This window comes from Scytonema sp. PRP1, assembly GCF_036697665.2.
GTDB lineage: Bacteria > Cyanobacteriota > Cyanobacteriia > Cyanobacteriales > Nostocaceae > Kalymmatonema > Kalymmatonema gypsitolerans.
This window is the reverse complement of record NZ_JBAHYJ020000131.1, coordinates 1-23,183: the sequence shown is the minus strand read 5'-3', so window position 1 is coordinate 23,183 and position 23,183 is coordinate 1. Positions and strand designations below refer to the sequence as shown.

At 43.0% G+C, this 23,183-nt stretch carries 25 protein-coding genes; 7 read left to right on the top strand and 18 right to left on the bottom strand.

Annotated features, from left to right (window positions below; genetic code table 11):
* The first annotated feature begins 27 nt into the window (after positions 1–27).
* On the top strand, positions 28–270 hold the full coding sequence (locus tag V5G28_RS34025) for a hypothetical protein (RefSeq protein ID WP_332988959.1): 243 nt from the start codon (positions 28–30) through the stop codon (positions 268–270).
* Positions 271–369: 99 nt separating this feature from the next.
* Here V5G28_RS34025 and V5G28_RS34020 read toward each other — a convergent pair whose 3' ends face one another.
* From V5G28_RS34020 to cas10, 15 genes are all read right to left on the bottom strand, one after another.
* Positions 370–876 (bottom strand): hypothetical protein, encoded by a 507-nt coding sequence (locus V5G28_RS34020; RefSeq protein WP_332988955.1) that lies wholly within the window; start codon positions 874–876, stop codon positions 370–372.
* A 24-nt stretch (positions 877–900) separates the two neighbouring features.
* Positions 901–1,068, bottom strand: a complete 168-nt coding sequence (locus V5G28_RS34015) for a hypothetical protein (RefSeq protein WP_332988952.1) — start codon at positions 1,066–1,068, stop codon at positions 901–903.
* 469 nt (positions 1,069–1,537) lie between these two features.
* The gene (locus tag V5G28_RS34010) at positions 1,538–1,834 is read right to left on the bottom strand and encodes a type II toxin-antitoxin system Phd/YefM family antitoxin (protein ID WP_332988949.1); all 297 of its coding nucleotides are present in this window, start codon (positions 1,832–1,834) and stop codon (positions 1,538–1,540) included.
* A 177-nt stretch (positions 1,835–2,011) separates the two neighbouring features.
* The gene (locus V5G28_RS34005; protein WP_332988946.1) at positions 2,012–2,467 is read right to left on the bottom strand and encodes a Txe/YoeB family addiction module toxin; all 456 of its coding nucleotides are present in this window, start codon (positions 2,465–2,467) and stop codon (positions 2,012–2,014) included.
* Between the two features lie 81 nt (positions 2,468–2,548).
* Positions 2,549–3,193 (bottom strand): hypothetical protein, encoded by a 645-nt coding sequence (locus V5G28_RS34000; protein ID WP_332988943.1) that lies wholly within the window; start codon positions 3,191–3,193, stop codon positions 2,549–2,551.
* Positions 3,194–3,195: 2 nt separating this feature from the next.
* Positions 3,196–4,230, bottom strand: a complete 1,035-nt coding sequence (locus V5G28_RS33995; protein WP_332988941.1) for an RAMP superfamily CRISPR-associated protein — start codon at positions 4,228–4,230, stop codon at positions 3,196–3,198.
* Complete coding sequence (locus V5G28_RS33990) at positions 4,227–4,793, bottom strand: hypothetical protein (RefSeq protein ID WP_332988939.1); 567 nt, start codon at positions 4,791–4,793, stop codon at positions 4,227–4,229. Before V5G28_RS33990 ends, V5G28_RS33995 begins: the two co-directional genes overlap by 4 nt.
* The gene (locus V5G28_RS33985) at positions 4,790–5,815 is read right to left on the bottom strand and encodes an RAMP superfamily CRISPR-associated protein (RefSeq protein WP_332988937.1); all 1,026 of its coding nucleotides are present in this window, start codon (positions 5,813–5,815) and stop codon (positions 4,790–4,792) included. The genes V5G28_RS33990 and V5G28_RS33985 overlap by 4 nt, the downstream gene beginning before the upstream one ends.
* A gap of 25 nt (positions 5,816–5,840) precedes the next feature.
* Positions 5,841–6,461 carry a hypothetical protein gene (locus V5G28_RS33980; RefSeq protein ID WP_332988934.1) on the bottom strand — a complete coding sequence of 207 codons (621 nt, stop codon included), beginning with the start codon at positions 6,459–6,461 and terminating at the stop codon, positions 5,841–5,843.
* 2 nt (positions 6,462–6,463) lie between these two features.
* On the bottom strand, positions 6,464–7,324 hold the full coding sequence (csx7, locus tag V5G28_RS33975; RefSeq protein ID WP_332988931.1) for a type III CRISPR-associated RAMP protein Csx7: 861 nt from the start codon (positions 7,322–7,324) through the stop codon (positions 6,464–6,466).
* 5 nt (positions 7,325–7,329) lie between these two features.
* Positions 7,330–8,646 (bottom strand): TIGR02710 family CRISPR-associated CARF protein, encoded by a 1,317-nt coding sequence (locus V5G28_RS33970; protein WP_332988928.1) that lies wholly within the window; start codon positions 8,644–8,646, stop codon positions 7,330–7,332.
* Between the two features lie 41 nt (positions 8,647–8,687).
* Complete coding sequence (locus tag V5G28_RS33965; RefSeq protein WP_332988926.1) at positions 8,688–9,098, bottom strand: hypothetical protein; 411 nt, start codon at positions 9,096–9,098, stop codon at positions 8,688–8,690.
* Complete coding sequence (csx10, locus tag V5G28_RS33960; RefSeq protein WP_332988924.1) at positions 9,095–10,465, bottom strand: type III-D CRISPR-associated RAMP protein Csx10; 1,371 nt, start codon at positions 10,463–10,465, stop codon at positions 9,095–9,097. Before csx10 ends, V5G28_RS33965 begins: the two co-directional genes overlap by 4 nt.
* A complete protein-coding gene (locus tag V5G28_RS33955; protein WP_332988921.1) occupies positions 10,462–11,175 on the bottom strand; it encodes an RAMP superfamily CRISPR-associated protein in 714 nt (237 codons plus the stop codon). The genes csx10 and V5G28_RS33955 overlap by 4 nt, the downstream gene beginning before the upstream one ends.
* Positions 11,172–13,610 (bottom strand): type III-B CRISPR-associated protein Cas10/Cmr2, encoded by a 2,439-nt coding sequence (gene cas10 / locus V5G28_RS33950; RefSeq protein ID WP_332988919.1) that lies wholly within the window; start codon positions 13,608–13,610, stop codon positions 11,172–11,174. Before cas10 ends, V5G28_RS33955 begins: the two co-directional genes overlap by 4 nt.
* Before the next feature lie 105 nt (positions 13,611–13,715).
* Here cas10 and V5G28_RS33945 point away from each other — a divergent pair, with 105 nt between their 5' ends.
* On the top strand, positions 13,716–13,856 hold the full coding sequence (locus tag V5G28_RS33945; protein ID WP_332988917.1) for a hypothetical protein: 141 nt from the start codon (positions 13,716–13,718) through the stop codon (positions 13,854–13,856).
* A 247-nt stretch (positions 13,857–14,103) separates the two neighbouring features.
* Here V5G28_RS33945 and V5G28_RS33940 read toward each other — a convergent pair whose 3' ends face one another.
* Together V5G28_RS33940 and V5G28_RS33935 are read right to left on the bottom strand one after the other, a co-directional pair.
* Positions 14,104–15,243 (bottom strand): cytochrome P450, encoded by a 1,140-nt coding sequence (locus V5G28_RS33940; protein ID WP_332988915.1) that lies wholly within the window; start codon positions 15,241–15,243, stop codon positions 14,104–14,106.
* Between the two features lie 315 nt (positions 15,244–15,558).
* On the bottom strand, positions 15,559–16,200 hold the full coding sequence (locus V5G28_RS33935; RefSeq protein ID WP_332988912.1) for a TetR/AcrR family transcriptional regulator: 642 nt from the start codon (positions 16,198–16,200) through the stop codon (positions 15,559–15,561).
* Between the two features lie 230 nt (positions 16,201–16,430).
* On the opposite strand from V5G28_RS33935, the gene V5G28_RS33930 reads away from it, so the two are divergent.
* Positions 16,431–18,221, top strand: coding sequence for an ABC transporter ATP-binding protein (locus V5G28_RS33930; protein ID WP_332988910.1), 1,791 nt, complete (start codon positions 16,431–16,433; stop codon positions 18,219–18,221).
* A 178-nt stretch (positions 18,222–18,399) separates the two neighbouring features.
* Here V5G28_RS33930 and V5G28_RS33925 read toward each other — a convergent pair whose 3' ends face one another.
* On the bottom strand, positions 18,400–19,287 hold the full coding sequence (locus tag V5G28_RS33925; RefSeq protein ID WP_332988908.1) for a LysR family transcriptional regulator: 888 nt from the start codon (positions 19,285–19,287) through the stop codon (positions 18,400–18,402).
* A gap of 410 nt (positions 19,288–19,697) precedes the next feature.
* Between V5G28_RS33925 and V5G28_RS33920 the strand changes: the two genes are divergently transcribed.
* From V5G28_RS33920 to V5G28_RS33905, 4 genes are all read left to right on the top strand, one after another.
* Complete coding sequence (locus V5G28_RS33920; RefSeq protein ID WP_332988907.1) at positions 19,698–20,465, top strand: glucose 1-dehydrogenase; 768 nt, start codon at positions 19,698–19,700, stop codon at positions 20,463–20,465.
* Between the two features lie 28 nt (positions 20,466–20,493).
* Complete coding sequence (locus tag V5G28_RS33915; protein WP_332988905.1) at positions 20,494–21,531, top strand: Vgb family protein; 1,038 nt, start codon at positions 20,494–20,496, stop codon at positions 21,529–21,531.
* Between the two features lie 317 nt (positions 21,532–21,848).
* Positions 21,849–22,838, top strand: a complete 990-nt coding sequence (locus V5G28_RS33910) for an aldo/keto reductase (protein ID WP_332988903.1) — start codon at positions 21,849–21,851, stop codon at positions 22,836–22,838.
* 108 nt (positions 22,839–22,946) lie between these two features.
* Positions 22,947–23,183, top strand: a 237-nt coding sequence (locus V5G28_RS33905) for a hypothetical protein (protein WP_332988901.1), incomplete at its 3' end; no start/stop codon positions are given.

Genomic DNA, 23,183 nt, shown 5'->3' with positions numbered 1-23,183 from the left:
TTATAAGACTATGTTTATACTTAACAAATGAATCTTGCAGCTCAGCAGCTTCCTGATTTAACAGGAAAAACTAGATTAGAAGCAAGAATAGTACTCAACAACCACAGCTTTCAATTTAAAAGCTGCACAACAGGTGGATATGAAACCTATGACCATCCAGATGGTAGTGTCATTCATCTGAGACCAAATGGAGAAATTGTCCACCTTTTCCCCGCAAGGGGACGGAAACCTTTGTGCGGAAATTGCCGACATGTTGACCGCAATTTCTAAAGTCGTAGACCACCTTTTCCCCGCAAGGGGACGGAGACGTACTCCTACACTGACTTTTTCAAAGTACAGTGTCGGGCTTGTGACGGTTTAAGCTAATCCTTAAGTGCGAAAACTCGTATCCACCAGTCGCGTCAACTCTCCCCGTTCTACCTTCACCAAGTTTTCGCGCGTGGTGGCAATAGTAAGATATAAAGAAATCCCGCAATCAACCGCCGCCAATACCAAAGCAGCTGATAGGGTTTTTGTCCCACCAGTGTAATCAGCGAGAATCTCATGTTCAAGTGCTTCCTGCTGGAGATGGCAAATGCACTGCTGGATTTTGAGATAGCATTGTGCTAAATCGTCTGGGTTTTGGACGAGAATCAAATCCCGTTGGGGTTGAAAGCGATCGCCCAACCCTACTTGTGTAGGAATGTTGGGTAATCTTTCGATAACTTCCGTTCCCCGACGTACTTCACAAGGCGTTCCTTCACTGATGACTTGCGACTTACTCCCATTGTTACCATCGGAGGCGATGAAGATGATGCGATCGGGTTGTAAACTGCGGATGGCGGTGACAATAGGTTGGAAGGAACCGCCGACGGTGACAAGGAGAATTTTGGGCATGGATACTACATGATATTTAATGACTTACTCAGCACCGAGGTCTTTTTCCAAATCATCTTGTACAATCTCCAACGACTGTTGTACTTCTAGGAGAGCAAGATGAAGTAACATAAGTTGAGCACGAGTTTTGTTTTTTGCCCTTCGCTCAGGTGTCATCTCATTTCGCAATTCGCTAAAAGGCTTTGTCTTCATATCTGTTAACAGTTTGTCATAGAGTGCATCTGCTTTCAGTGCATTCACTTCATAGCATGGTCTTTACTCGCTCAGTTGAGTAGAGTACAGATTATTTCGTAGGGATAATTCATGTATTGCCCCTGTATATAGCTCATCTTAACGGGAACTACTATATTTTCGGAACAAAAAAAGCGATCGCGTCAGCATAAAAAAATTAAGGCAACGCGATTTGGAAATCAATCGGTAAGCTATTGAAAACGAATTTAATTTTCGTTTATTTTAGTCCCCTTGCGGGGAAGTGGTGAACTCCGATATAACAGTTGTAGTCACCATATAGAAACCTGTTTCAATCCCCTTAAGAGGAATATTTATAAATGAAACAAAGGTTTCCATAGTGTGATAATGTTAGCGAAAATTCAAATCTAAGTCAAGTGGTTGCAAGGTGGAAAAAGCAATATTACACTTTAGAGTTATGCTAATTGACAGACTAATCTTCGTCATCGTTCTCTAGTTCCTCAAGTAGTTCATCTAATGTCTGAGGTTTAAGATTGCCTGACCCCGCCTCTTCCAAAGCAGCAAAGAGACGAGCCGCATTTTCCGGAGAACTGAGTAGGTAAAGAGTTTCCTTCATGCTGCTTAACTCATCAGCAGCAATGAGAGCCACATTTTCACTACCTTCTCTTTCAATAATCACTGCATCACGGCTTAAAACAACTTGGTTGCAAACTTCATCTAAATTCGCTTGAGCTTCGGCGTAATTGATTTTCTGACAAACGTTTGACATTATCCAAAATACCTAAAACAGCTATTGTCTCTACTACAAAGATCATAGTTAAAATACTCCAAAGATTGAAAGCACTTAGCAACAAAGCCAACCGGAGCTAGAAGAAGCAAACCTGCTCCGGAAAGCAAGAACTACCCCAATTTCAGCTACTTCTTCGCAAGCATCACCTTATTTTTTCTAGTAATGGTAGCGAGCTTGGAGAAAATAAATTGTGTCGTTTGAGACTGCGTAGACAAGGCGGTGTTTGCCGTTTATTTCACGCGAGCGTTTTTTGTATCCTTGATAATATTCATGTATTAGAATCTCCGGATTCCCCTTGCCTACACACTCGAAAGGCTTCTCCTGAATTTCCCGTATTAGTTCCTGAATGCGGTTGTACTTTGCTTGACAGTGCTTCTTCCAGTATTTCATGTCTTCCTTAAACTTCTTGGTGAAGACACAGTGGCGTTCTGGTTGCTGGCTTTCAGAAGCGTTGGAGTGTTTTGTCATGGCTGTCGTACCTTTGTGCAAACAGGAACTATACGGTGAATAAACTGTTAAATCGGAGTCAGAGTTTATCTCTGGTGGAGGATGAACACTTTTTACTGCTTCCAAAGGTGGAGCAGTAAGACATGAGTATTTTTGCTTATTCATTGTTATTGAGAAAACATTTTAACTAACAAAAAGGCACAACTATGTATACCTTTCTTCTATGTTAATATTAAAATACTTTCTTCACCCGATGAATTTAACTTTTTTGATACTCCCGTCTTCCTTAATGTCCACTATCTCTACCTTCACCATTTGCCCTTCACAAAGAGATTGTGCTTTTTTCGGTTCTTTCTCAGTTAACTTAATTGTTCCCAGAATTTCATAAGTGACCTTGTTACCATTAATTTTAGTAACTTTTGCCTCTAATATTTGCTCAACCTGAAAGTCTTGGGATTGAACGACTTTGGCAATTTCTACTTGACGTGCTGACTCTACAGGGAATGGGGTGGGAATTGTAGTTTCTCCAATGGGTACACCAGCATCTTTGTAGTAACGCATCAGGCGAGAAACCCAGCCTAAAATTTGCAGTATCTTATAGGCATCGCCAATGCTTTTAAGATAATCACTACAAGCCTTATCGATACTGCGGTAATAATCTGTAGTTCTACCACTGTGTCCAATTAATCTGCCATTACTTAGCAGGGTTTTCAGGTACTTGAAAAACCTGGAAGTGCTATCTGATTCGTTAACAATAGTACGCAGATAAGCGATCGCTTTCCCTAATTCATTCACATCTGTATCTTCTTTGACTAGGCTTTGAGCGATCGCATGGGCTATATCCCACTCTGCATCTGTCAAGGATTCGGAGGACAATTCAACCATAGTCATAATTAGTACATTCCAGATGGGGGTTCGCGATCGGTTGGATAACGTAGTACGGCTGTGAGTTCCTCTAGTTGTGGTTTCTGAACCAGGCGCGAGTGGGCTGCTTGAAGATTTTTTTGTATAAATTGTTGTAACTTTTCTCCTGTAAGTTCGTTAGATTCATTGAGATTATAAGTTGAGTAGCGCTGTTGCAGGTTTTGTGCTTGTAAGATTTTTTCCACAGTGACTGTCATCGTTCCCATACCAATGGGTTTACCACCACCCACTTTCAAGGCGATGGGATGCTTGGGGTCTTGTCCTAAGACAATTAACAAAGTTCCTAACTCTTCTGGTAGTAAATTCTTGAAGTGTAGCACCGTTGTGAAAGTATACTCTCTTGCGGCTTGTTGTACGGGAATGCCAGCATTTTGCCCTTTATCAATCGCCCTGACTGTGTGGTAGTAAAATTTGCGACCTGCTACTTTACCGCGAAGAAAGTATGCGCTGTCTGGTTCTGGACGAGGACGATACAGCGAAGGCATAAATCCAGTGGCGAAGCCCATGCTTTCACACTTAGCATCGTTGAAATCCAGCAACCCTTGCCAATCTAACGCACCAAATACCCGACTGGCTGGACAAAGTTGTTCTTTGTTGCGACAAGGTAGGCGTTCGGTAGGTATTTGATTTCTATACTTGGAAGTAATGACTGCCAAAGTGCTGTTGGTAATCGCTTCATAAGCAGATCGGATGCAGCCTTTGAGGCTGCTGCCACCAATCGAAAGCTTTTGGTCAACACCTTGTACCATTGTTTTAATAAGGGGAATGCGACTGCCAATGTCGCTACCCATGACAACTACCCCAGTGGAAACGTGGAGAGATGTCTGCACTTTTAGGGTAAGATATAGAGTACCGTGTAGGCGATCGCTCAAATATTTGTGATGTCCAACGGGACGCTGTAAGTTCGGGCGTTCTTTGGGAAAGGAGACGAATTCATAAGGTTTTGGTGCAAATTCAGGCGATGAATCCACACGGTTAGGTCGTTGAGGGCGATTTCCAGTCATGTTTGCGCTAACTCCACAGTTAAAGCCACAAATTGCACAGTCGAGGTTTCATTATCAATAAAATAACGTTGAGCTAATTTAGGCTTATTGTTTTTTTCTTCTTTAATTTCTTCTTCTTTAAGTCGAATATCTAAGCTGTCGGGGAAAATTAGCTTTTTGGGAAAACGAGTTGTATCTGGACGATACCCATAAGCGGGATATCCATAGGATGGGAAAATTTGGGGATTATTAGGCTCTATTCTCCAAGCTTCTTTTTCATTCCCTACTTTTTTAATTGTTTCTTTGACCGGGGTAAAATCATCATGCTTGTCAGCAATTGTGAGCAGCAGCACTTCATAAGTATTTTGGCGCTTGTGCTTCCACCGCAGTTCGCACTCATGATTGAACATTTGTCCCTCAATCATAGGAAAGTCAATATTTGTGGGTGGCTGTTCTACAATTCCACTAACTTTGTAAGTCCAACGTAAGAAATAGTAGCTAGGTTCAATTGTAAATTTTGGAATTAATTCTAGTAGTTGAGATACTGATAAAAGTTCTTTTTTATAACCTACAAAAGGTTTCATTTTGCCCCCACCAGTAAATGACTCCAAGACTTAACGGCTCGCTCAAACAAATCATGAACTGTACCTGAGCGCCAAGTAAGTTGCACTCCAAAACCCAAATCCATTGATTGTGCAGCAACAGGGGTATCTTGACGGTCTTCTGTATACTTTTCTGTCAGGAAACCATATGATTGCGCTTCTTTAAGTTCTAAAAATTCTCCAGCACCTAAGAGGAAAGTCTTAGACCATGTTTTTTCACTACCAAGAGCGCAAATTTGTTGTTTATCTTCCGATAAAATACAGCCAGGATATTGTACAACAGCTTCATTTAACTTCACCTCTACCGTACCCAAGCCACGAGATTTTGCAAAACCCAAGCCAAACCAACCATCATCTAAATCTCGCAACACTAAACCAATTAAACCTAACTGTGCAAGGGTAAAATTTTTCAAATGAATTTTGGTGTGGAATTCGCCAGCAGTGCAAACTTGATAATTGAATGGTCCTACTGCGACAGAACCAAATACCCGGTCAATTGCTACCCCATTGCGTTCTTCAATTTTTAATGGTTGAGATTTATCAGGATAAGCATCTTCAATTCTAACTCTGCTAGCAATGGAAGTATTGCCAAATATTTGAGAGATAAAGCATGATTGTTTATATAATTCTGCCCCTGGATGAGGATGTCGCTCCTCTAACTTCTTCTTTTTTTCACGGTTTTTCCAATCTTCAAGATAAAAATTTGGATTATTCTGTTTGTCTCTTTCGTCTAATAGATTACTAGACCAAAGTTTTTGAGTATTTTCTGGTGGACGTTTTTCACTCCCTATAGTCCTGACAATTCGTTCTGCATGGGCGCGGATTGCTCCCTTTAAACTGCTTCCCGGTAAATATATACAACGTCCGCCAGCATGATAAGTTTCTACAAATTCCATATCCGGCTTAGTTGGATCTGCTCCTTCTTTACCAGATTTGATGAGAATTGGACCATCAGGAATGAGGGTTATATCAATCGTGCAGTGGTTAACAAATCTTTTATGCATGACTATAGTTTATTGCGAAAAAGCATTAAGCAGCTATTAGTGCGTTGAGTTGGAATTCGCATTGTTGAAATACATAATTAACAACAGCAAAAAGTTTATCTAGCTCATAAATGGTGTACGGAACGATATTTCTGGTAAATATGTTTGCTTCCAGCTTGCCAAATTGCCATGTTCCCCCATTAGAAACAATTCCATATATAACGATTTGTAATTCATCATTCAATCTCTGAGCAGCAATCATTTCTGCTAGACACTGCGCCCAACCAGCTTCAAAGTTATCTTGCTTAGCTTCTACTAAGATGAAGTATGGTTTGTCAAAAACAACTTTTCCTAGAGGCGACTTTTTTGCAAGAATATACTCAGGAAAGCCTGATAGTTTTTCATCATAATTGAGTGACTGGTGACTCCAAAGAATAAACTTGCTGCGGTAGCATTTCCAAATTTCTTTGAGGACTGGATAAATGAGATTTTCACAAATAGCGAACTCTGAGTTATCAACCACACCATCCCGCATCATTGTTTCTAAATCTTCCCGGAAATAATCAGGTATATTAAATTCTACTTCGCCTACGAAATTAGCTTCGGTGTAGATAACTTGAAATGCTTTGAGAACTTCACCAATAGTTTTGTAGCTACTAAAAGCCATATTTACCTCTTAGCTTCAGTGTTATTTTTCTGAGATGCTTTACTCTCAAGATGTTCTATTAACTTTTGTACCCAATGGTCTTTAAAATCCCGTGCATCTTCATAGGCACTATTATCTCCCATAACCAATTTTTTAAGATAATCTAGTAATAACTGCGGTTGGTCTGCGGGATAGTCAAACCAAAGCATCTCGTTAATATCCAGCTTAACAACACCCAAACCACGCGATCGCCCACCGCCCAAAGGTATCTGTTCTGTTTCAAACTGGTGCAAACCAATCATCAACAATCCTAATTCCCATTCTTCAGCATTCTCTACTACAGCCCTAAACTCTAACTGCGTTCCTGCTGGAACCACTTGAAAGTCGTAGAGTTTACCATCTGCTGCTGTCTCCGTATCTCTGTCAATCGCGACACCATCTCTTTCTTGGTATTGTCCAAACCAGGTGTCAGGTACGACTGTTAAATCCCGCACTTGGAATTTGCTAGCTAGCCAAGGAGAACCAAAGAGGTGAGAAACTAAATCTGTATGCTTAATAATTTCCGCAGTCAAAACCTCGTCATTATCGTAATTCTCTTTTAACTGCTTCATTTCCTGAGATGTAATTGACCATTCATCTTCAATAGCTGGGTTAGCTACAAGCTTGCGATCGCTTCCCACAATACCACGGAGGAAACTTTCCAAGCGCGATCGTAATGCACCCTTAAAGCTAGAACCTGGTATTAAAGGATTACCCAAAGCATCTTTGATGACGGGTAAATCAGAACCAATGGGTTCACTAGAGCGACCTGCACTAATACGTAATGCTGTTATTGTAGTTAGTGTGCCTGTAATTTCTAGGCGATTTCTGAAAGTGTCGAACATAGTGGTTAAATTTCAAAATTCTTGGGGAATTGTGGTGGCTGTAATTGCAATCTAGGTGGAATAATAGTTGTAAGAGCAGATTGAATAAAAATGACGAAGGCTTCGCTTACTTTTTGATAATTATTACTAGTAATAGGTTGAAATCCATGAGCGAAAAGTGAGTTATTACGAACTTCGAGAGCATTAATAATTTTGTTTGCGTTTTCCTGATAAAGCTTTCCTATAGGGTCATTAGGAAGTTTATTTAAAAGCTCGTAACTACTTCTTAAAGAAAGTTGAATCAATTTCTTAATAGGAGAGCGCTTTTTCTCATATTCCTCTTGCAGATATTCTGGCAGTTGCTGAGTATTAACATCACCTGTTCTGATACCATAAGATTTCAACAGATGAATTTGAGCTAATAATTCTAAAGCTCGGTAAAGTCTTCCAACAGCATCATCGTAACGTTCTTGAGCAGCACGCCTTTCGGCATTTCGTAGTAAGTCTTGAACAACTTCATAACCGTGTCCTTGTATACCGTTACTCGAATCAAAATCTTGATCTATCTGTCCTCGACTGTTAATAACACGCTTGAGAAATAGGGCTAGTTTTTGAATTTCAGGATTTTTCATTTGAGGTTCTAATAATTCCAAAGCTTCCCTGTGTTCAAATCGATCCCAAGCATCTAAACCGGAACAGCAAGCGTATAATGTTTGAATCTTTCGTCTAGTATCTGGTGGTAGTACCATTGAAGACAGGAGTCGCTTTAGTTGCGCGATTGCTGCTGGATAATTGTACTGTTGTAAAAAAATTGGTACAAATTGTTCAATAGTACGCTGTGCAACTACAGGTGCTACACTAGCTTGTCCCGTCAATTCTCCTCTTTCAACTTTAATAATGTTTGTACGGGCGGTTGTAGTTACATATAATGTGACTTGATAATCAACTGCTGCCATTGCCAAACCTAAAGACATAGATTTGGTACCGCCTGTATAATCAGCCATAATGTGAGCATTTGGCGACTCTCTTTGAATGTTCTGAATATATAATGAGGCTTTCAGATAACATTCTGATAAGTCATCTGGCTCTTGAATTAAAATCAAGTCTCTTTCTGGTAGAAAGCGATCGCCTAGTTCTACTTGCTTGGGAATATTAGGTAGCCTTTCAATGACTTCGGTTCCACGCCTGACTTCACAAGGAGTTCCTTCTCCTATAACTTGGGATTTACTACCCTTACTACCATCAGAACACAGAAAAACAACACGCTCAGGTTGAAGTTCTCCAATAGCAGTCACGATAGGTTGGTGAGAACCACCGACTGTAACTAAAAGAATTTTTGGCATAATTCTAATTGTCTCCTATATAATTTTGGCAATTTCAATATTTAGGGTTTATCTTTGTCTCGTAAATACTTTAAATGACGCGCACCATAGCCTAAATAACGACGAATCAATTCTAGCCAAATCGGTTTAAAATCTGTTTGACAACACTCGGCAATTATTTGAGCAGTTTTCTTGATATTGCTATCAATATCTTCAATAATTTTCTCAGCTAGTGATTCTTTCCCTCTTCCCCATTTCTTATCTCTACCTACTTGATAACGGATGAAGTTTTTAATTGCTTCTACACTTTCAGTCGTATCAGAAACACGCACTAAGTTACGAAACTGAGATTCTTCTAAATCGCCATATTTTGCTTTATCTAAAGCTTCTTGAATCCAGATTACTAGTTCATCTTCAGCTTGGCGAATCCCTTTTTGAACTTGTAACTCTGTTTTTGATTCTATAGGTATCATACTGCCTCCTCTCGCATGACAAGATGAAATGGGTTGCAAATTTGAACTTTTCCGAAGCCTTCACAAGTGCGATCGCCTACTCCTTTCAGTTCCAATTCCTTTAATTTATCCATCCATAAATTTGGTTGAGTTGTGCTAAATAAATATACAGCACCTCGATTTGTGACTAATTCTATATCTTTCATTAACCCCCAAGCTGCATTCCAACCAGAACGATAGTTATAGCTGCTGTACGCTACTTCCAATTTGAGAAAATCCTCCTGTTGTTCTTTACTAGGTTGGGAATATTCATCATCTAATTCCACAGCTTGACATAACATCTGTGGTGAAATCACTGTGGTGCGTCGCCAGTTTTCTATGAGGATGGCATCGGCTTGGAGGTCGATGGTAAAATAGGTACGTTCTAATATATTCTTTTCTGGCTTACCAAAGACTGACCAAAGTTCCCAGCGTTGCTGAAGTTTCTCTTTAAATTCACTGATTCTAGCTTCGACATCTGCTGAAGCATCTTCAACTTCTGCTTTGATTGTAACCTTCCCTAGACCCCGCGAAGTTGCTCCACCTAAACGAAAGAGATGAGAATTTTGATTGATGAAATTTTCTAGAGACTTGGCTAATTCTGCGTCTTTAACTAGAATTGCACTGCGGTAAACAATGGGATTCCAGTTTTTGGTAGATCCTGCAAGGGGATTTTCTACAAATGACTCATTTAAAACTTCAAGACTGTAGAGAATATCATCCTCAGATGTGGCGCGTCGGCGGTTAATTCCCACCCTTGTTAGGAAGCGAGTGCTAGTAGAATGAGTGCGATATTGATATTTAATTTCACTATCGTTAGTTTTGCTGTAGAAGCCGCCAAAAGGTTCAACCCGCGCATCTGTTTTGTCTTTTAGAGATTTTGGATCGCTAGGGTCGTAAGGAAAATTATATGCATCTGCACAGAAGCGGTCAATCAGAGTATCAAAAACCCCGTTACCTTTGGGTTGAAAACCTGGGTTTGTTTTAGAACTTACGGCTGTTGCGGGTAGAACCATTATCTCATCGGTCACAACCTGGGAAATTAAGTCTGGCTTTTTTTTAGTAGAATTAAACTCATCTGCCATCTTAGCTACAGCTGGATAAGCATTTTGGAAAATGGCAGGTTCATCACCCAAAAACAGTGCTTCAAAGTCACCACCACCTGCTGTTAAGTTTTGTTCTGCTATGCCTGGTGTTTGCTGGTTGGAGAGTTGTAGAATTTGAGAAGCGATCGCTCCTCGAATCACTGAACCTGGAATATGGTCTTCAACTTCACTTACAGAACCAGGTTTTTTCCCGGCGATCGCTAATGGAGACAAAGTGGTAATCTCTAATTTAATCCGCTTCATGACTTAGCCTCCGGTAGTAGTTTCTCCCAGGCTGAATCATCTTTTGGGAGTGTTTCGAGTTCTTTCCATCTCAGCCAACCCAACCCAACAGATTTACTTCCGCCAAAGGCGTGGATATGCCGCAAGCCGGCTAAAATCAATGCCTTGGCGTATGGTGGACAGTCTGGTAACAGATGAATTTCCCCTGTAAATTCCAAATGAGTGTTGACTGGGGAAGTTTCTAGAAAGTAAAGTTTTTGGTCTTCTGCTATGCGGCGACGGCGGTTTATAGTGACACCAGGACGTAGCACTTCTGGTAAATCCTCTGCTTCTAGATGGCAAATCAAGTCATCGACTATAATTCGTGATGGCAGTATGGGATTACCAAATATCTGAGAAATTAAACAGTGATACCCTTTGTAACCTGCAATTTGATATCTTTCTCGGAACTGGCTTCCTACTTGTTCTTCTCTAGGACAAAGTGTTTCCGCACCGGGTGATTCAAAAATTTGCCATCCTAATCCCCTAGCCAGCTTTTCGCATTCATGGCGCAGTCTCCCCTTGAGTTGCGAAGCAGGAATTATTAACTGTCTTCTCGCATTGCGGACGATGGGTTTGTCTGCAAGAGAACCATCAGAACCACCAGCACCAACACATAATGCAGTGTCAATAACTGCTGTTAAAGAAATTGTTGTAACTTGATTTTCGGTTAAAGTTTGTAAGGAAATCATGATTGCACTGTTTGTTGCTGTGATTCGGGACGAGTTGATGGGTTCTGTGGTTTTTCAATGAATGGGTATAAATCTACTAACTCACGCCAGATAGTTTCATAGTCAGATTTTTTCAACAGAGATAGAACTGCGTACTGCAACTTAAACTGTTCCTGGGAAAAGGTTTCAAACAAGAGTAACAACGTTAAGTTTTTGTGTATTGTTCTTTTATCTGTCATCCAAGGTGCTAAGTTACCACCATTAGTTAAAGCTTCACACCAAGCCTTTTCAAATTTTTCTTGAAGTTCGTTTTGTCCATGTTGAAGCCGCACTCGGAAGTAGCGATAATTGAGTATCGCTGTCTGTTTACCCCGTTCTAGCAAGCTGCGGATTTGGTAGAGTTGCGACTTGGGAAATTCTGCTGCTTTTAGCGCCTTAGCAGTTTCCAAAAGTCCACCCAATTCATGTAAGGTGTAGGGTGCAGCATATAGTTTCAGTTTTTGCTGTCCCAGTCCAGATTTTGTTAATCCTTGAGAGCGAAATTCGCTTATATTTGAAGAAATCATGGTTACAGCTTTCATCACCAAAAAGTCCACTGTCCCACTGTAGTAATCTTGTTTTTTTAGGTCTTTTGCGCGCTTTTTAGCAGATTTTAGCAACTGACTGGTGAGCTTTTCAGCATAGTAAATTGGTGTGTCTTCAGCGGTAATCAGCACTCCTACTGACATACTCAACTTGCATTGATTCTTACCGGAAGGTGGTTCTTTTCCCTGATAACCTTTTCCCTGATAACGATGTACAATTTGCGGATTATATTCCTTGTCAGATTTGTAGCGCTCGCCCTCTTTACGCAAAAGTTCATTTTCAAATTCTTCACCAATAGTTTGGGCAATAGCCAAAGCCTTATCCGCTGGTACAATCAACATCACATCATCCCCCCCAATAGTCAAAATTTCAAAGGGATGAATCCAAACTTCTTTTGTACTGTTTCTTTCAGATTGCAAATTGGGATTTAATTTATGAGGTTGGAGATGTTTTGTTAAAGCAGCGTAAACACATTTTTCTGTTGCATCAAAAATATCTCGGCTAAAACGCTGGTAGTCTTTTGGATTTTTGATTTCTTTCTGAATATATCCACCCATGTTGTTCCCATCTGCATAAATATAGGCAACAAAACCTGGAGGGATACTAGCATCACCAATTTCTCTTACAGAACGGGCTTCTTTGACTCGGCTAGGATGAAGATTTTCTGAACGGATTTTGCCGTAATATTTGTGTGGAGTTTCGTATAGAAATCTCTCAAATTTATTAACCCAACTGTCGATACCTTTTTCACCAGGTTCCCACTCAAAACCTGCCTGTTCATACCATTTTACAAAACTATCATCTCTTTTAGCTATCTGTCCTACAACTCTCTTACGGGCTGAAGCTTCAGAAAACCAAGGATCGCCTGGAAGTCCTTGGCTTGGATCATCGGGAGAACTCTTAGCTTGCAGAATAGCAGAACGGCGATCGCCCTCATCTCGTCTTAGATAAGGATGGGTTTCAAGTACGGGTGGATAACAACGCAAAGCTCTATCGCTTCCTTGTAAACTATTACCATTCCGCCGCTGATTAAATTGAGATGCTAGCTTACCAGCCAATTCATTGAATGTCTTACGCTCTTGGAAGGCTTCTTCTGGAGATGTATCAGCTTGCTCAAAGTATGCTTTAATTAATGGATTATCCAGATTGTTTAGATATTTTTCTAACCAAAATGTCTCACTATTAATTTTATGTGGCAACAAGCCAAAGCGAATTTCTAGAGGTTTGAATATTGCTCCAACGGCACAGGAATTAGCTGTTAAAGTTTCTTCTGTATAACGTTTTTCAATAGCATTAGCCAAATCATCTACAAAGTCAGCAGGACAAAATGCCAGAATATTTCCACCTGTAGAGTAGATGATTAACTCTGGAATCAGTGTCTTTGAAAGCTGAGGAAAATTCTCTGATTTATCTAACCAGTCTTCTCTAACTTGTTGGCAGTAATCTGACGCTTGTTGACACTGAGGATAATCTAGATGTTGTTCGCAACTAAAAAAAGCAGGCAAATCAACTAAGTTAATTCTATCGAGTAATGCTGATGCACCGCGAATATCTTGAAGTTTAGCCGCTTCAAATACATATTGCTTTATCTTAGTCGCACCACCATAAACTAAGCCAATTTGAGATTGCCATAATATAAGATATTTCTCTGTAAACTCCTTGAGTTCCTCTAGTGTTGCGGGAAATTTCAACTTCTGTAATTCTTGCACTTGTTCGACAAGGGGACGCACTTCTTCTGGAACAGCTTTTCCATCATTCAAAGCTTGTCGCATCTGCTGTAAAACAGTTACATCAAACTTGGGTTGTCGCTTGTCTCCCCAAGCCAAACACCAGCTAATTGCCGTTGTGATGCTGTGTTGAGAATTTGTCATAATTTACTATCTCAAACTTTCAATAGTTTGCAGTCCACTTCTGTCCAGACATAATACTTGGTGATTACACCCATAATTCCAAGTAGCTTTTTATTGATTGCTATTATGTCATACTGGTGGAATAGGGGTTTTCCACCAGTAGAAAATCCGCTTAGAGCCTTCGGCAGATCGCGCTCATTTTACTTTACAAGCGATTTACAAGCGATCGCAAAGCGGCTCCGTTTGGGAGCATCGCCACAACCGTAACCACTCCATAGAGAGTGATACTGATAGCTAATCTTACTTTTCACTCTTATCTGGAAAACCTAGCTTCCATTCCTCTCTCCTGTAAGGAAATTCGCTATAAATTATCCCCATTCCCTAACAGGGAATGGGGCTGGGGGTTAGGTTTTGCGTTGGTTTTTTCACATGACGTGAAAACTCAGGATAGCCGATCGCTGGTTATCTTCTCGTTGTATTCGAGGTATTCAGCTAGAAGCCAGTAATTGTGTGACTACAACAGGACAGGCAAGGACTTAACGCCATGCACCCCCGTTGAGGGAATAAACTCCAGTGTGGCGTTTGGATCAATGCGTAGATTTGGCAGGCGTTCTAACACTGCACTCAGGACGATTTTGCCTTCTAGACGAGCTAAGGGCGCACCCAGGCAAAAGTGGATGCCGTTGCCAAAGGACAGATGTGGATTGGGGTTGCGATCGACCACAAACTCATCTGGGCGATCAAACTGAGTCTCATCCCGATTTGCCGATCCCATCCAAACGATCACCATTTGTCCTGCTGGAATTGTCTGTCCCCCCAGTTGGGTTTCGACTTTGGTAAACCGTTCCATCCCCTGGATTGATGAGCGATAGCGCAATACTTCCTCGATCGCCAATGGCAGCAATTGAGGTTCCCGCTTCAGCCGCTCAAAAACTTCTGGATATTCGTTAAAGCAAAGAATAGCATTCCCCAGCAAGTTGGTTGTGGTTTCATTGCCAGCTATTAGCAGCAGCATGCAGAAATCGACCAATTCTTGAGCCGTCAGGGTTTCACCAGCTTCATGAGCAGCAATTAAATCACTAATCAAGTCTATGCTTTGATTTTGTCGCCGTTGCTTTAGCAGATGTCGGAAGTAGTCAGCCATTGCTTTCGGTGCGCTCGGCTCATACACCACAATGCCATCTGACCAGCGTTTGAAGTCATGCCGATCTTCAATGGGGACACCCAAAATTTCAGCGATCACAATGATTGGCAGTGGAATTGCCAAGTCATGCATGAAGTCCATCCGCTCTTGACCATGAACTTTATCGATCAGTTCATGGGTAAGTTGAGTAATGCGCGGTGCTAATTCTTCTACCCGACGAGCAGTGAATACTTTGGCAACGAGCGATCGCAGTGATTGATGCTTGGGTGGATCAGTGGAGATCAGACTTTGAGTAAGATCGGTTTGCTCTGGTGGATGAGGAATTTTAGATGAAAACGTTTGCCAATCCGAAAATACCTGTTTCACATCTTCGTAGCGAAATACCATCCAGCTTTGCTGCTCTGCGTTATAGAACACGGGCGATTCACGGCGCATTTTGGCATACCAGGGAAAGGGATTGCCAAACAGTTCAGTCATTGGTGTTGTGATCGATGGTTGATTGGCTTGCATGAGCAATTTCCTTGTATATGAACAAAAAATTTGCAGGTTGAACTGAGCCAGATTCTCGCGATCTGACAGATGGGTGACGAATCAGTTAGAAACTGAATGTTGGAGTTGGAGCTTAATGGTGCATGAACCAGTTCACGCCCGAGGCGTGAGCGAAGCGCAAGCTGTACTCAGCTTATCGCCACAGCCGTAACCACTCCATAGAGAGTGATGCCGATGAATGAAAATAGGAGTATTCGTCTGGGATGAATACCGATGATGGGGGCAACAACGGCGATCGCCCAACTGCCCAGGAACCGATTGAAAAAATCAGCTAACTCATTGGTCGGTTCGCGTCATAGCAAGCAACGTTTCCACAACTTGAGTGAGACGAGGTTCCTCTAGAGTGCCAACCTGGAACACTTCTGAGAGCCATAAACCATCAGTCGCCAACAGAATAATCGTTGCCTTTGTGGGGTCAATTCCACTGGTTTCAATCCGCTGTCGCCACTGCTGTTCATAAACTTTGGCAGCTTCAAACAGATTGGGCGAGTCAGCCGCGATCGAGGTAAGACGGGCAATTAATGCTAGCGATTGTTGGCTAAACCGTAGCGTTGCTCGAATGTATGCCCGCACCCACTGCCCCGGTGTTCCCGGTGCATCATCCTGCTCAAACTCTACTTGCAGGACGGCTTCAAAATCCCGAATCAGTTGCTCCACCATGCCCGTCATCAAAGCGTCTTTGTTGGGGAAATGGTAAAGCAAGCCCCCTTTACTCACTCCCGCTTGTTGAGCTACTGCATCCAAGGTCAATGCCTCGACACCTTTGTCGATCACAACCTGGCTAGCAGCTTGCAAGAGAGTTTCACGAGTGGTTGATCGAGATTTTGACTTTTTGCTAGGAACCATAGGAATGCCCAAAAGAGCAACAGGGGATAGCGGTGCATTGCACTGTTCAGCAATGAAGTTTTCGGCAATCAAAATCTAGATTGCTTCGAGGAGTGCAACCCCTCACAAAAATACTATACCGTCTGGACGGTATAGAGTCAAGATACCTAAAGAAAAGCCTTCGATTTGCCAGCAGACGTATCCCACTCCCACTATCTATGGGAAGGACAATTGGTCAAGCGCCCCGCTAGGAATCAAAAAACTTGTTCTATTACAGACCAGTAAGATTGGCAATAAATCCTAATACTGTAAGTTGCTGATCCATGAAAGGACCAAACCACAAGCGACAATCCAACACAAAGCTGCTGTTGCCTTTCTACCGCAGTCATGCTCCATTTAAAACGTTACTTTTGCTGTACTCTCATGACTGGGATAAGCTAGCACTGTCAATGGTGTTCTACGTCATTAAACATAGCCCAGAGTGGATTCGACCGGTTGTCATTGCTAACATCATCGATATCATATCTCGCCCTCAAGAGCATTCGCTAACACAGCTATGGCTGAATGGGGCGATTTTAGCCGTATCCATCGTCCAAAATATTCCCACCCACTATTTGCACATCATGAGTTTGAGTGCAGCAACCCGCCAAATGGAAACTAATGTGCGTGATTTATTGACGCGACAATTGCAACAGCTTTCCATCGGATTTTACAAGCAGCGTAGTATAGGCGTACTACAAGTGAAGCTGCTGCGGGATGTAGAAGAAATTCAGCAACTGACTAGCTCGATTTTTCAGTTTCTGCCTTCAGCATTATTGACTATTCTGATTGCGATCGCAATTACTGCAATGCGTGCCTGGAAGTTTTTGTTCTTCTTCGCTGCAACAGTACCGGCGGCAGTGATTTTAGTGCAAGTCCTCAAAAAGCCGATTCAACAGCGAAACCATATTTTCCGCCGACAAATGGAGGGCATGTCTTCTCACCTGATTGAGATGATTAAGCTTGTTCCAGTTACGCGGGCGCATGGGATCGAAGAAACCGAAATTGATCGGACACAACAGCGCCTGATCTCCGTAAAAAGGGCGGCAATGAGTTTAGATGGCATTAACGCTATAACTAATGCATCGAGCTGGGTGACACTGCGCCTGTTTAGTGCCATCTGTCTGGTAACCTCTGCTTATATGGCTTACACCGGTAAGATGGGAATCACTTCTGGTGACGTGATTCTGTTAACAGGTTATTTTGACGCCCTCACGAATTCCATCGTCCAAATTCTGGCAGTGCTACCACAGATTGGAACAGGTTTTGAGTCGATTCGCTCGGTGGGTGAAATTTTGGAGTGTCCAGATATAGAACTCAATCAAGGCAAGCAGTCAGTCAGGCAAGTGCGAGGAGAATTTTTATTTGATGCTGTCAGTTTCATTTATCCTAGCAGCGAGCATCCTGCAGTTGATAATATTTCGCTTCATGTTACTCCTGGTGAAACAATTGCGTTTGTAGGTCCTTCAGGAGCCGGAAAGTCCACCTTGCTCAATCTTGTGATTGGTTTTCTGCGACCGACACAAGGACACATTTATCTCGACGGGCAAGACATGAACGCTCTGGACTTAAGAACTTATCGCCAATTTGTGTCAGTAGTTCCCCAAGAAACGATTCTGTTTGAGGGGACTGTGCGGGAAAATATTCTTTATGGGTTGCAAGGGGTGAGTGAAAGGCAATTACACCAAGCAATCCAAGATGCTAACGCACTAGAATTTATCCTCAACTTACCACAGGGACTTGATACTCTGATTGGTGAAAATGGCACAAAACTCTCAGGTGGGCAGCGTCAGCGCCTCGCCATTGCCCGTGCTTTGGTTCGTCATCCCAAAGTGCTGTTTTTGGATGAAGCAACGGCTTCAGTGGACACTGCGTCGGAAGCTTTGATTCAAGAAGCTCTTGAACGGTTGATGAATAATTGTACCACATTTGTTGTCGCCCATCGACTTTCTACAATCCGTAAAGCTGACCGAATTGTTGTGTTAGATAAAGGACAGATTGTTGAAATTGGCAATCATCACCAGTTGCTGCATCAAAATGGTTTGTATGCACGCTTGATTGCATTGCAAGCGTAGCAAGTTCTGACCCTGTCTTGAGTGGGAATAACGCGAAAAAGTGAGAATAGATTTGTTGCAAAAATCCGGTTTTTGCCTCTTTCAAACTGCAGATGGATGCAGATAAATTATCTGTGTCCATCTGTGTCCATCTGTGGTTTAATTTCCAAAAAAATTGACGGCAGAACAGAGAAAACATTCAGTTTGAGGATTTTATTTTCTTTGCCATCTCCACAAAGGAGCGCACAACCGAAGATGTATTATTTTGTTGCCAAGCGATCGCAATTTCTAATGGTGGAATCGCATCACTAATCGTTCGGAAGACAACACCAGAGTTCTGCTTTTCTTGATGAATAGCAGTCACGAGTGAAACTCCTACCCCAGCCGCTACAAAACTGATCGCGACTTCCGGCGGCGTAGCTTCTTGAACTATACGTGGTGTGAAACCAAATTGCTGGCAAGTATTGATGATTTGGTCGTAAAAATCGGGTTTGGCTTGTCTGGAGAACAAAACAAACGGCTCTTCGGCGAGCGATCGCAATGATAACTGGGGTAGTTTCGCTAACGGATGATTTTCCGGTAAAACTGCGACGAATTGATCTAAAATAACGACTTCTGTCTGTAAATCATCTGCATCGATAGGCAAGTGCAGGAACCCAACATCAATTTCACTTGCTTGCAACGCTTTTACTTGCGCTACAGTGGTCATTTCTTGCAGATTGACTTCTACATTAGGAAAATCTTGGCGAAATGCTTGTATGATTTCCGGCAGTAGCCGATTAAAGGTACAAATTGAAAACCCGATTTTAAGCGTGGTTTGTTTGCTACGACTTGCCAACTTTGCTGCTTGTACAGCAAGTTCTGCTTGCGTGAGTGTGAGCCGCGCCTCCTCCAAGAATGCTTGTCCTGCTTCCGTCAGGGTGACACCGCGCTTTGTACGGTGGAATAACTCTACACCCAGTTCTTCTTCCAAGTGGCGAATTTGACGACTCAGTGGCGGCTGTTCCATGTACAGCCGTTCGGCGGCGCGACGGAAGTTTAATTCCTCAGCAACAGTGACGAAATATTTTATCTGTCGCAGTTCCATAGCGGTGATACCTATTTGGTATCACCTTAGCGCAAAAAAGGTCTTGGACAGAACTTTGAGAGTCATTGCATAATGACAATGAAAAGAAGAACGCAGAACACAGAATGGAGAATAACCGCACAGATAAATTTGGGGGATTCTGTTTTGTCTTTAGAGCGGTTTTCAATTGAATGGAGTGGATTAGAATCTAATTTTCTTGTGGCTAATTTTCTTGTGGGATGGGCGTCTCGCCCGTCCTGGATTGGGGGCGGACAAGATGTCCACCCCAGAAGAATTGTGTCGGCGGACAAGATGTCCACCCCAGAAGAATTGTGTCGGCGGACAAAATGTCCACTCCACAAGAATTGTGTCGAATGCAAATGCAAACCGCTGTAAAAGTTATTTACACCACGTAGCAAAGGGGAATTATCATGCGATTCCAAAATAAAGTTGCCCTAGTCACTGGGGGTAGCTCAGGTATTGGTCGTGCGACTGCAATTGCATTTGCAAGGGAAGGCGCGAGCGTTGTCGTTGCTAGTCGCCGTGAGGATGAAGGTAAAGAGACGGTACGAATGATTACCAATGCCGATGGGGAAGCCACTTTCATTCAGACGGATGTCGCCAATAGTGCCGAAATTCAGAAGCTCATCGACAAAACAGTGGATATCTACGGACGATTAGATTGTGCCTTCAACAACGCTGGCACTGAAGGGGTATTCGCTCCCATGACTGAGCTTACAGAAGAAGTCTGGGATCAGACTGTTGCAGTCAACTTGAAGGCTGTTTGGCTGTGTATGAAATATGAAATCGAAGCCTTACTTAAGCAGGAAACTGGTGGTGTTATTGTTAACACTTCTTCTTGGCTTGCTGTTGGTGGGCTGGCTGGTTCAACCATTTATTCTGCTAGCAAAGCCGGAATCGATGGACTGATACGACCAGCAGTTCTTGAATTTGCCCAGCATGGCATCCGTATAAATAACATTAACCCTGGCATCATAGATACACCAATGTTGCGGCGATTTGGTGATGATGAGGCGCTTCTCAAACCCTTTATTGCTCACACTCCCATGCAACGTTTGGGAACTCCCGAGGAAGTCGCCGAAACCGTTCTTTGGCTGTGTTCGGATGCTGCTTCATTTGTAACTGGTCAAAGCATTTTAGTTGATGGCGGGTGGACTATTCCAGGTTTGAGGAATTGATCGCAAGAACTTGAGGAGGTCAAATTTAATGCTTAAGACATTCCTTTCTACGGCTGCACTTGTGGTGTTTGTCTCTAGCTCTGTTCAGTCTATCGCTGCGCCTGCACAAGTGCTACCCCCTATCGAGTTGCCTGGTGATTTCCAGTATCCAAACGGAATTGCACGTGCTAGCGATGGAACGCTGTATGTCGGTTCGGTCACAAGCGGGCGGATACTGCGTATTAATCCCCAAGGCAAGAGCGAGACTTTCTTTGCTGGAAGCGACGAAATCTTTGCCGCTACAAGTTTACGACTAGACGAACGGCGAGGAATTCTTTGGGGAACCTCTCCTGACTTTCTTGGAGTTCCTGGTGCAAATGGTGAAACTATTCGCCGTCCGCATCGGATTTTCGCAATCGATAGCCGCACGGGCAAGGTTTTGCGTGTAACATTGATGCCTGATGGTGGCTTTGGCAATGACATGGCGCTTGATGCAGATGGCGGCGTTTACCTTACCGACAGTTCGCGCCCCCGCATCTACTATCTCGCACCTGGGGCGACTCAGCTTCAAATTTGGGCAGAGGACACACGCTGGGCTACCAAGGAGATAGGACTCTCGGGTATTGCCCGTAGACCGGATGGTGTCATTATCGTGGGACTGTTCTCTAGTGGGGAATTGTTTAAGGTGGTACAAGAATCCCAGGGACGTGTAAAAGTTGAGGCTATACCTCTAGCGCGCAAGCTGGAAAACCCAGACGGGATGCAGTTTGCACCAGATGGCAGATTGCTGGTTACTGAAGGTGCGATTGCCTCTGGCACTGCGCTCCGCGCAATCGCCAGTGGAAATGGTCGCCTCCTACGTATCGATGTTGTTTCGCCTGCGACTAAACCCAAGGCGGTGGAAACCATAGCAGCAGACATGGAGTCACCGGTTAACTTGACTGTAGCAGGTCGCAATGTCTGGGTGACTGAGGCGCGTATCCGTCATCGCCTTTTACCAGGACGAGAAAAAGATATCCCGAATCGCTTTTTCATCCGCCGTTTTACTTTGCCGACAGACGCAACCACTGGCTTAATGTCGTTATAAGTTGGTGCAATACGGTTCGGTAATCGCTTTTATTGTTATCCACATTTTCTCAAAACTTCCTTGATTTATATCATGTTCGGCTAATGAGTTATGATTCCCACGTTGACTGCACCCCACCCCTTAATCCCCTCCCCGCTTGCGGGGAGGGGCGGTTTTGGCGTCAGACAAAACCGGGGTGGGGTTCTTCAGGAATGATAAGTAATCAACCGAACCTGATATTAGAGGATGGAACCACAGATGGACACAGATGGACACAGATAAAACTTCAAAGCACACAGATAAAGCTTCAAATGTCTAACCTTTCAGGAGAAATGAATATGAAAACCAGAAAATTAGGTAACAGTGGACTGAGCGTTTCTGCTCTTGGACTTGGTTGTATGAGTATGTCGGGAATTTATGGCACTTATGACGACCAAGAAGCAATTGCTACGATCCATCGCGCAATTGACTTAGGTGTGACCTTCCTCGACACCGCAGATGCCTACGGTGGAGGACATAACGAAGAGTTAGTCGGTAAAGCGATTCGGGAGAGACGTGAGCAGGTAATTATTGCTACTAAATTTGGATTAGGGGGAATTAGTCAGAGCGGTCAAGCGATGCCAGTCAATGGTAGACCAGAATACGTGCGTGCGGCGTGTGAAGCTAGCTTAAAACGTCTTGGTGTTGATGTCATTGACCTCTACTACCAACATCGAGTAGACCCCAGTACACCAATTGAAGAAACTGTTGGGGCAATGGCAGAATTGGTACGTGAAGGCAAAGTGCGGTTTCTCGGTCTTAGCGAAGCATCTGCTAATACTATCCGCAAAGCACACGCTGTTCATCCCATGACTGCGTTGCAAAGCGAATATTCATTGTGGACGCGGGATGTGGAAGCTGAAATTTTACCCACTTGTCGGGAATTGGGTATTGGTTTTGTCTGTTGGAGTCCATTAGGGCGAGGTTTTTTAACCGGACAAATCAAAAGCTCTAATGATTTAGCTTCTGGTGACTGGCGACAAAACGCTCCCCGTTTTCAAGGGGAAAATTTTCAGCACAATTTACAGTTAGTCGAGAAATTGCAGACAATGGCTGCCCAAAAACAATGTACTCCTGCCCAACTCGCGATCTTCTGGTTGCTGGCACAAGGAAACGACATCGTTCCGATTCCGGGTACCAAGCGACAAACTTACCTCCAGGAGAATGTAGGTGCGTTGAATGTGCAACTGAACGCAGACGAATTAGCTCAAATTGATGCTATGATGCCACAGGGAATAGCTGCTGGTTCGCGCTATCCTACCGCATTAATGCAGATGGTTAATCTTTAAGATGAAAGATTGTCTGACACAACAAGCCGGCATTGCTGATGTTTGCCAGTCACCACACCTACATTGTTAAATAAACTGTTGAGGGTGCTGTCAACAACGCACAATAACATGGCTAAGTCTGATAGATTACAGGGCTACAGAAGCGATCACACTTGGCGCAGCTTCGCAAGAGGCGATCGCCCAGAGAATCTGGTCTTTAGTGTAGTGATTTCCATCCTACTGCACTCTATTCTCTTTCTTGGCAGCGATTATTGGCTGCGAGCTTTTGCGCCTAAGGAAGAGCTTTCCGAACCAATACCAATTGAGTACGTTGAAGTTCCTCCCAACACGACAAAAACGCCCCCC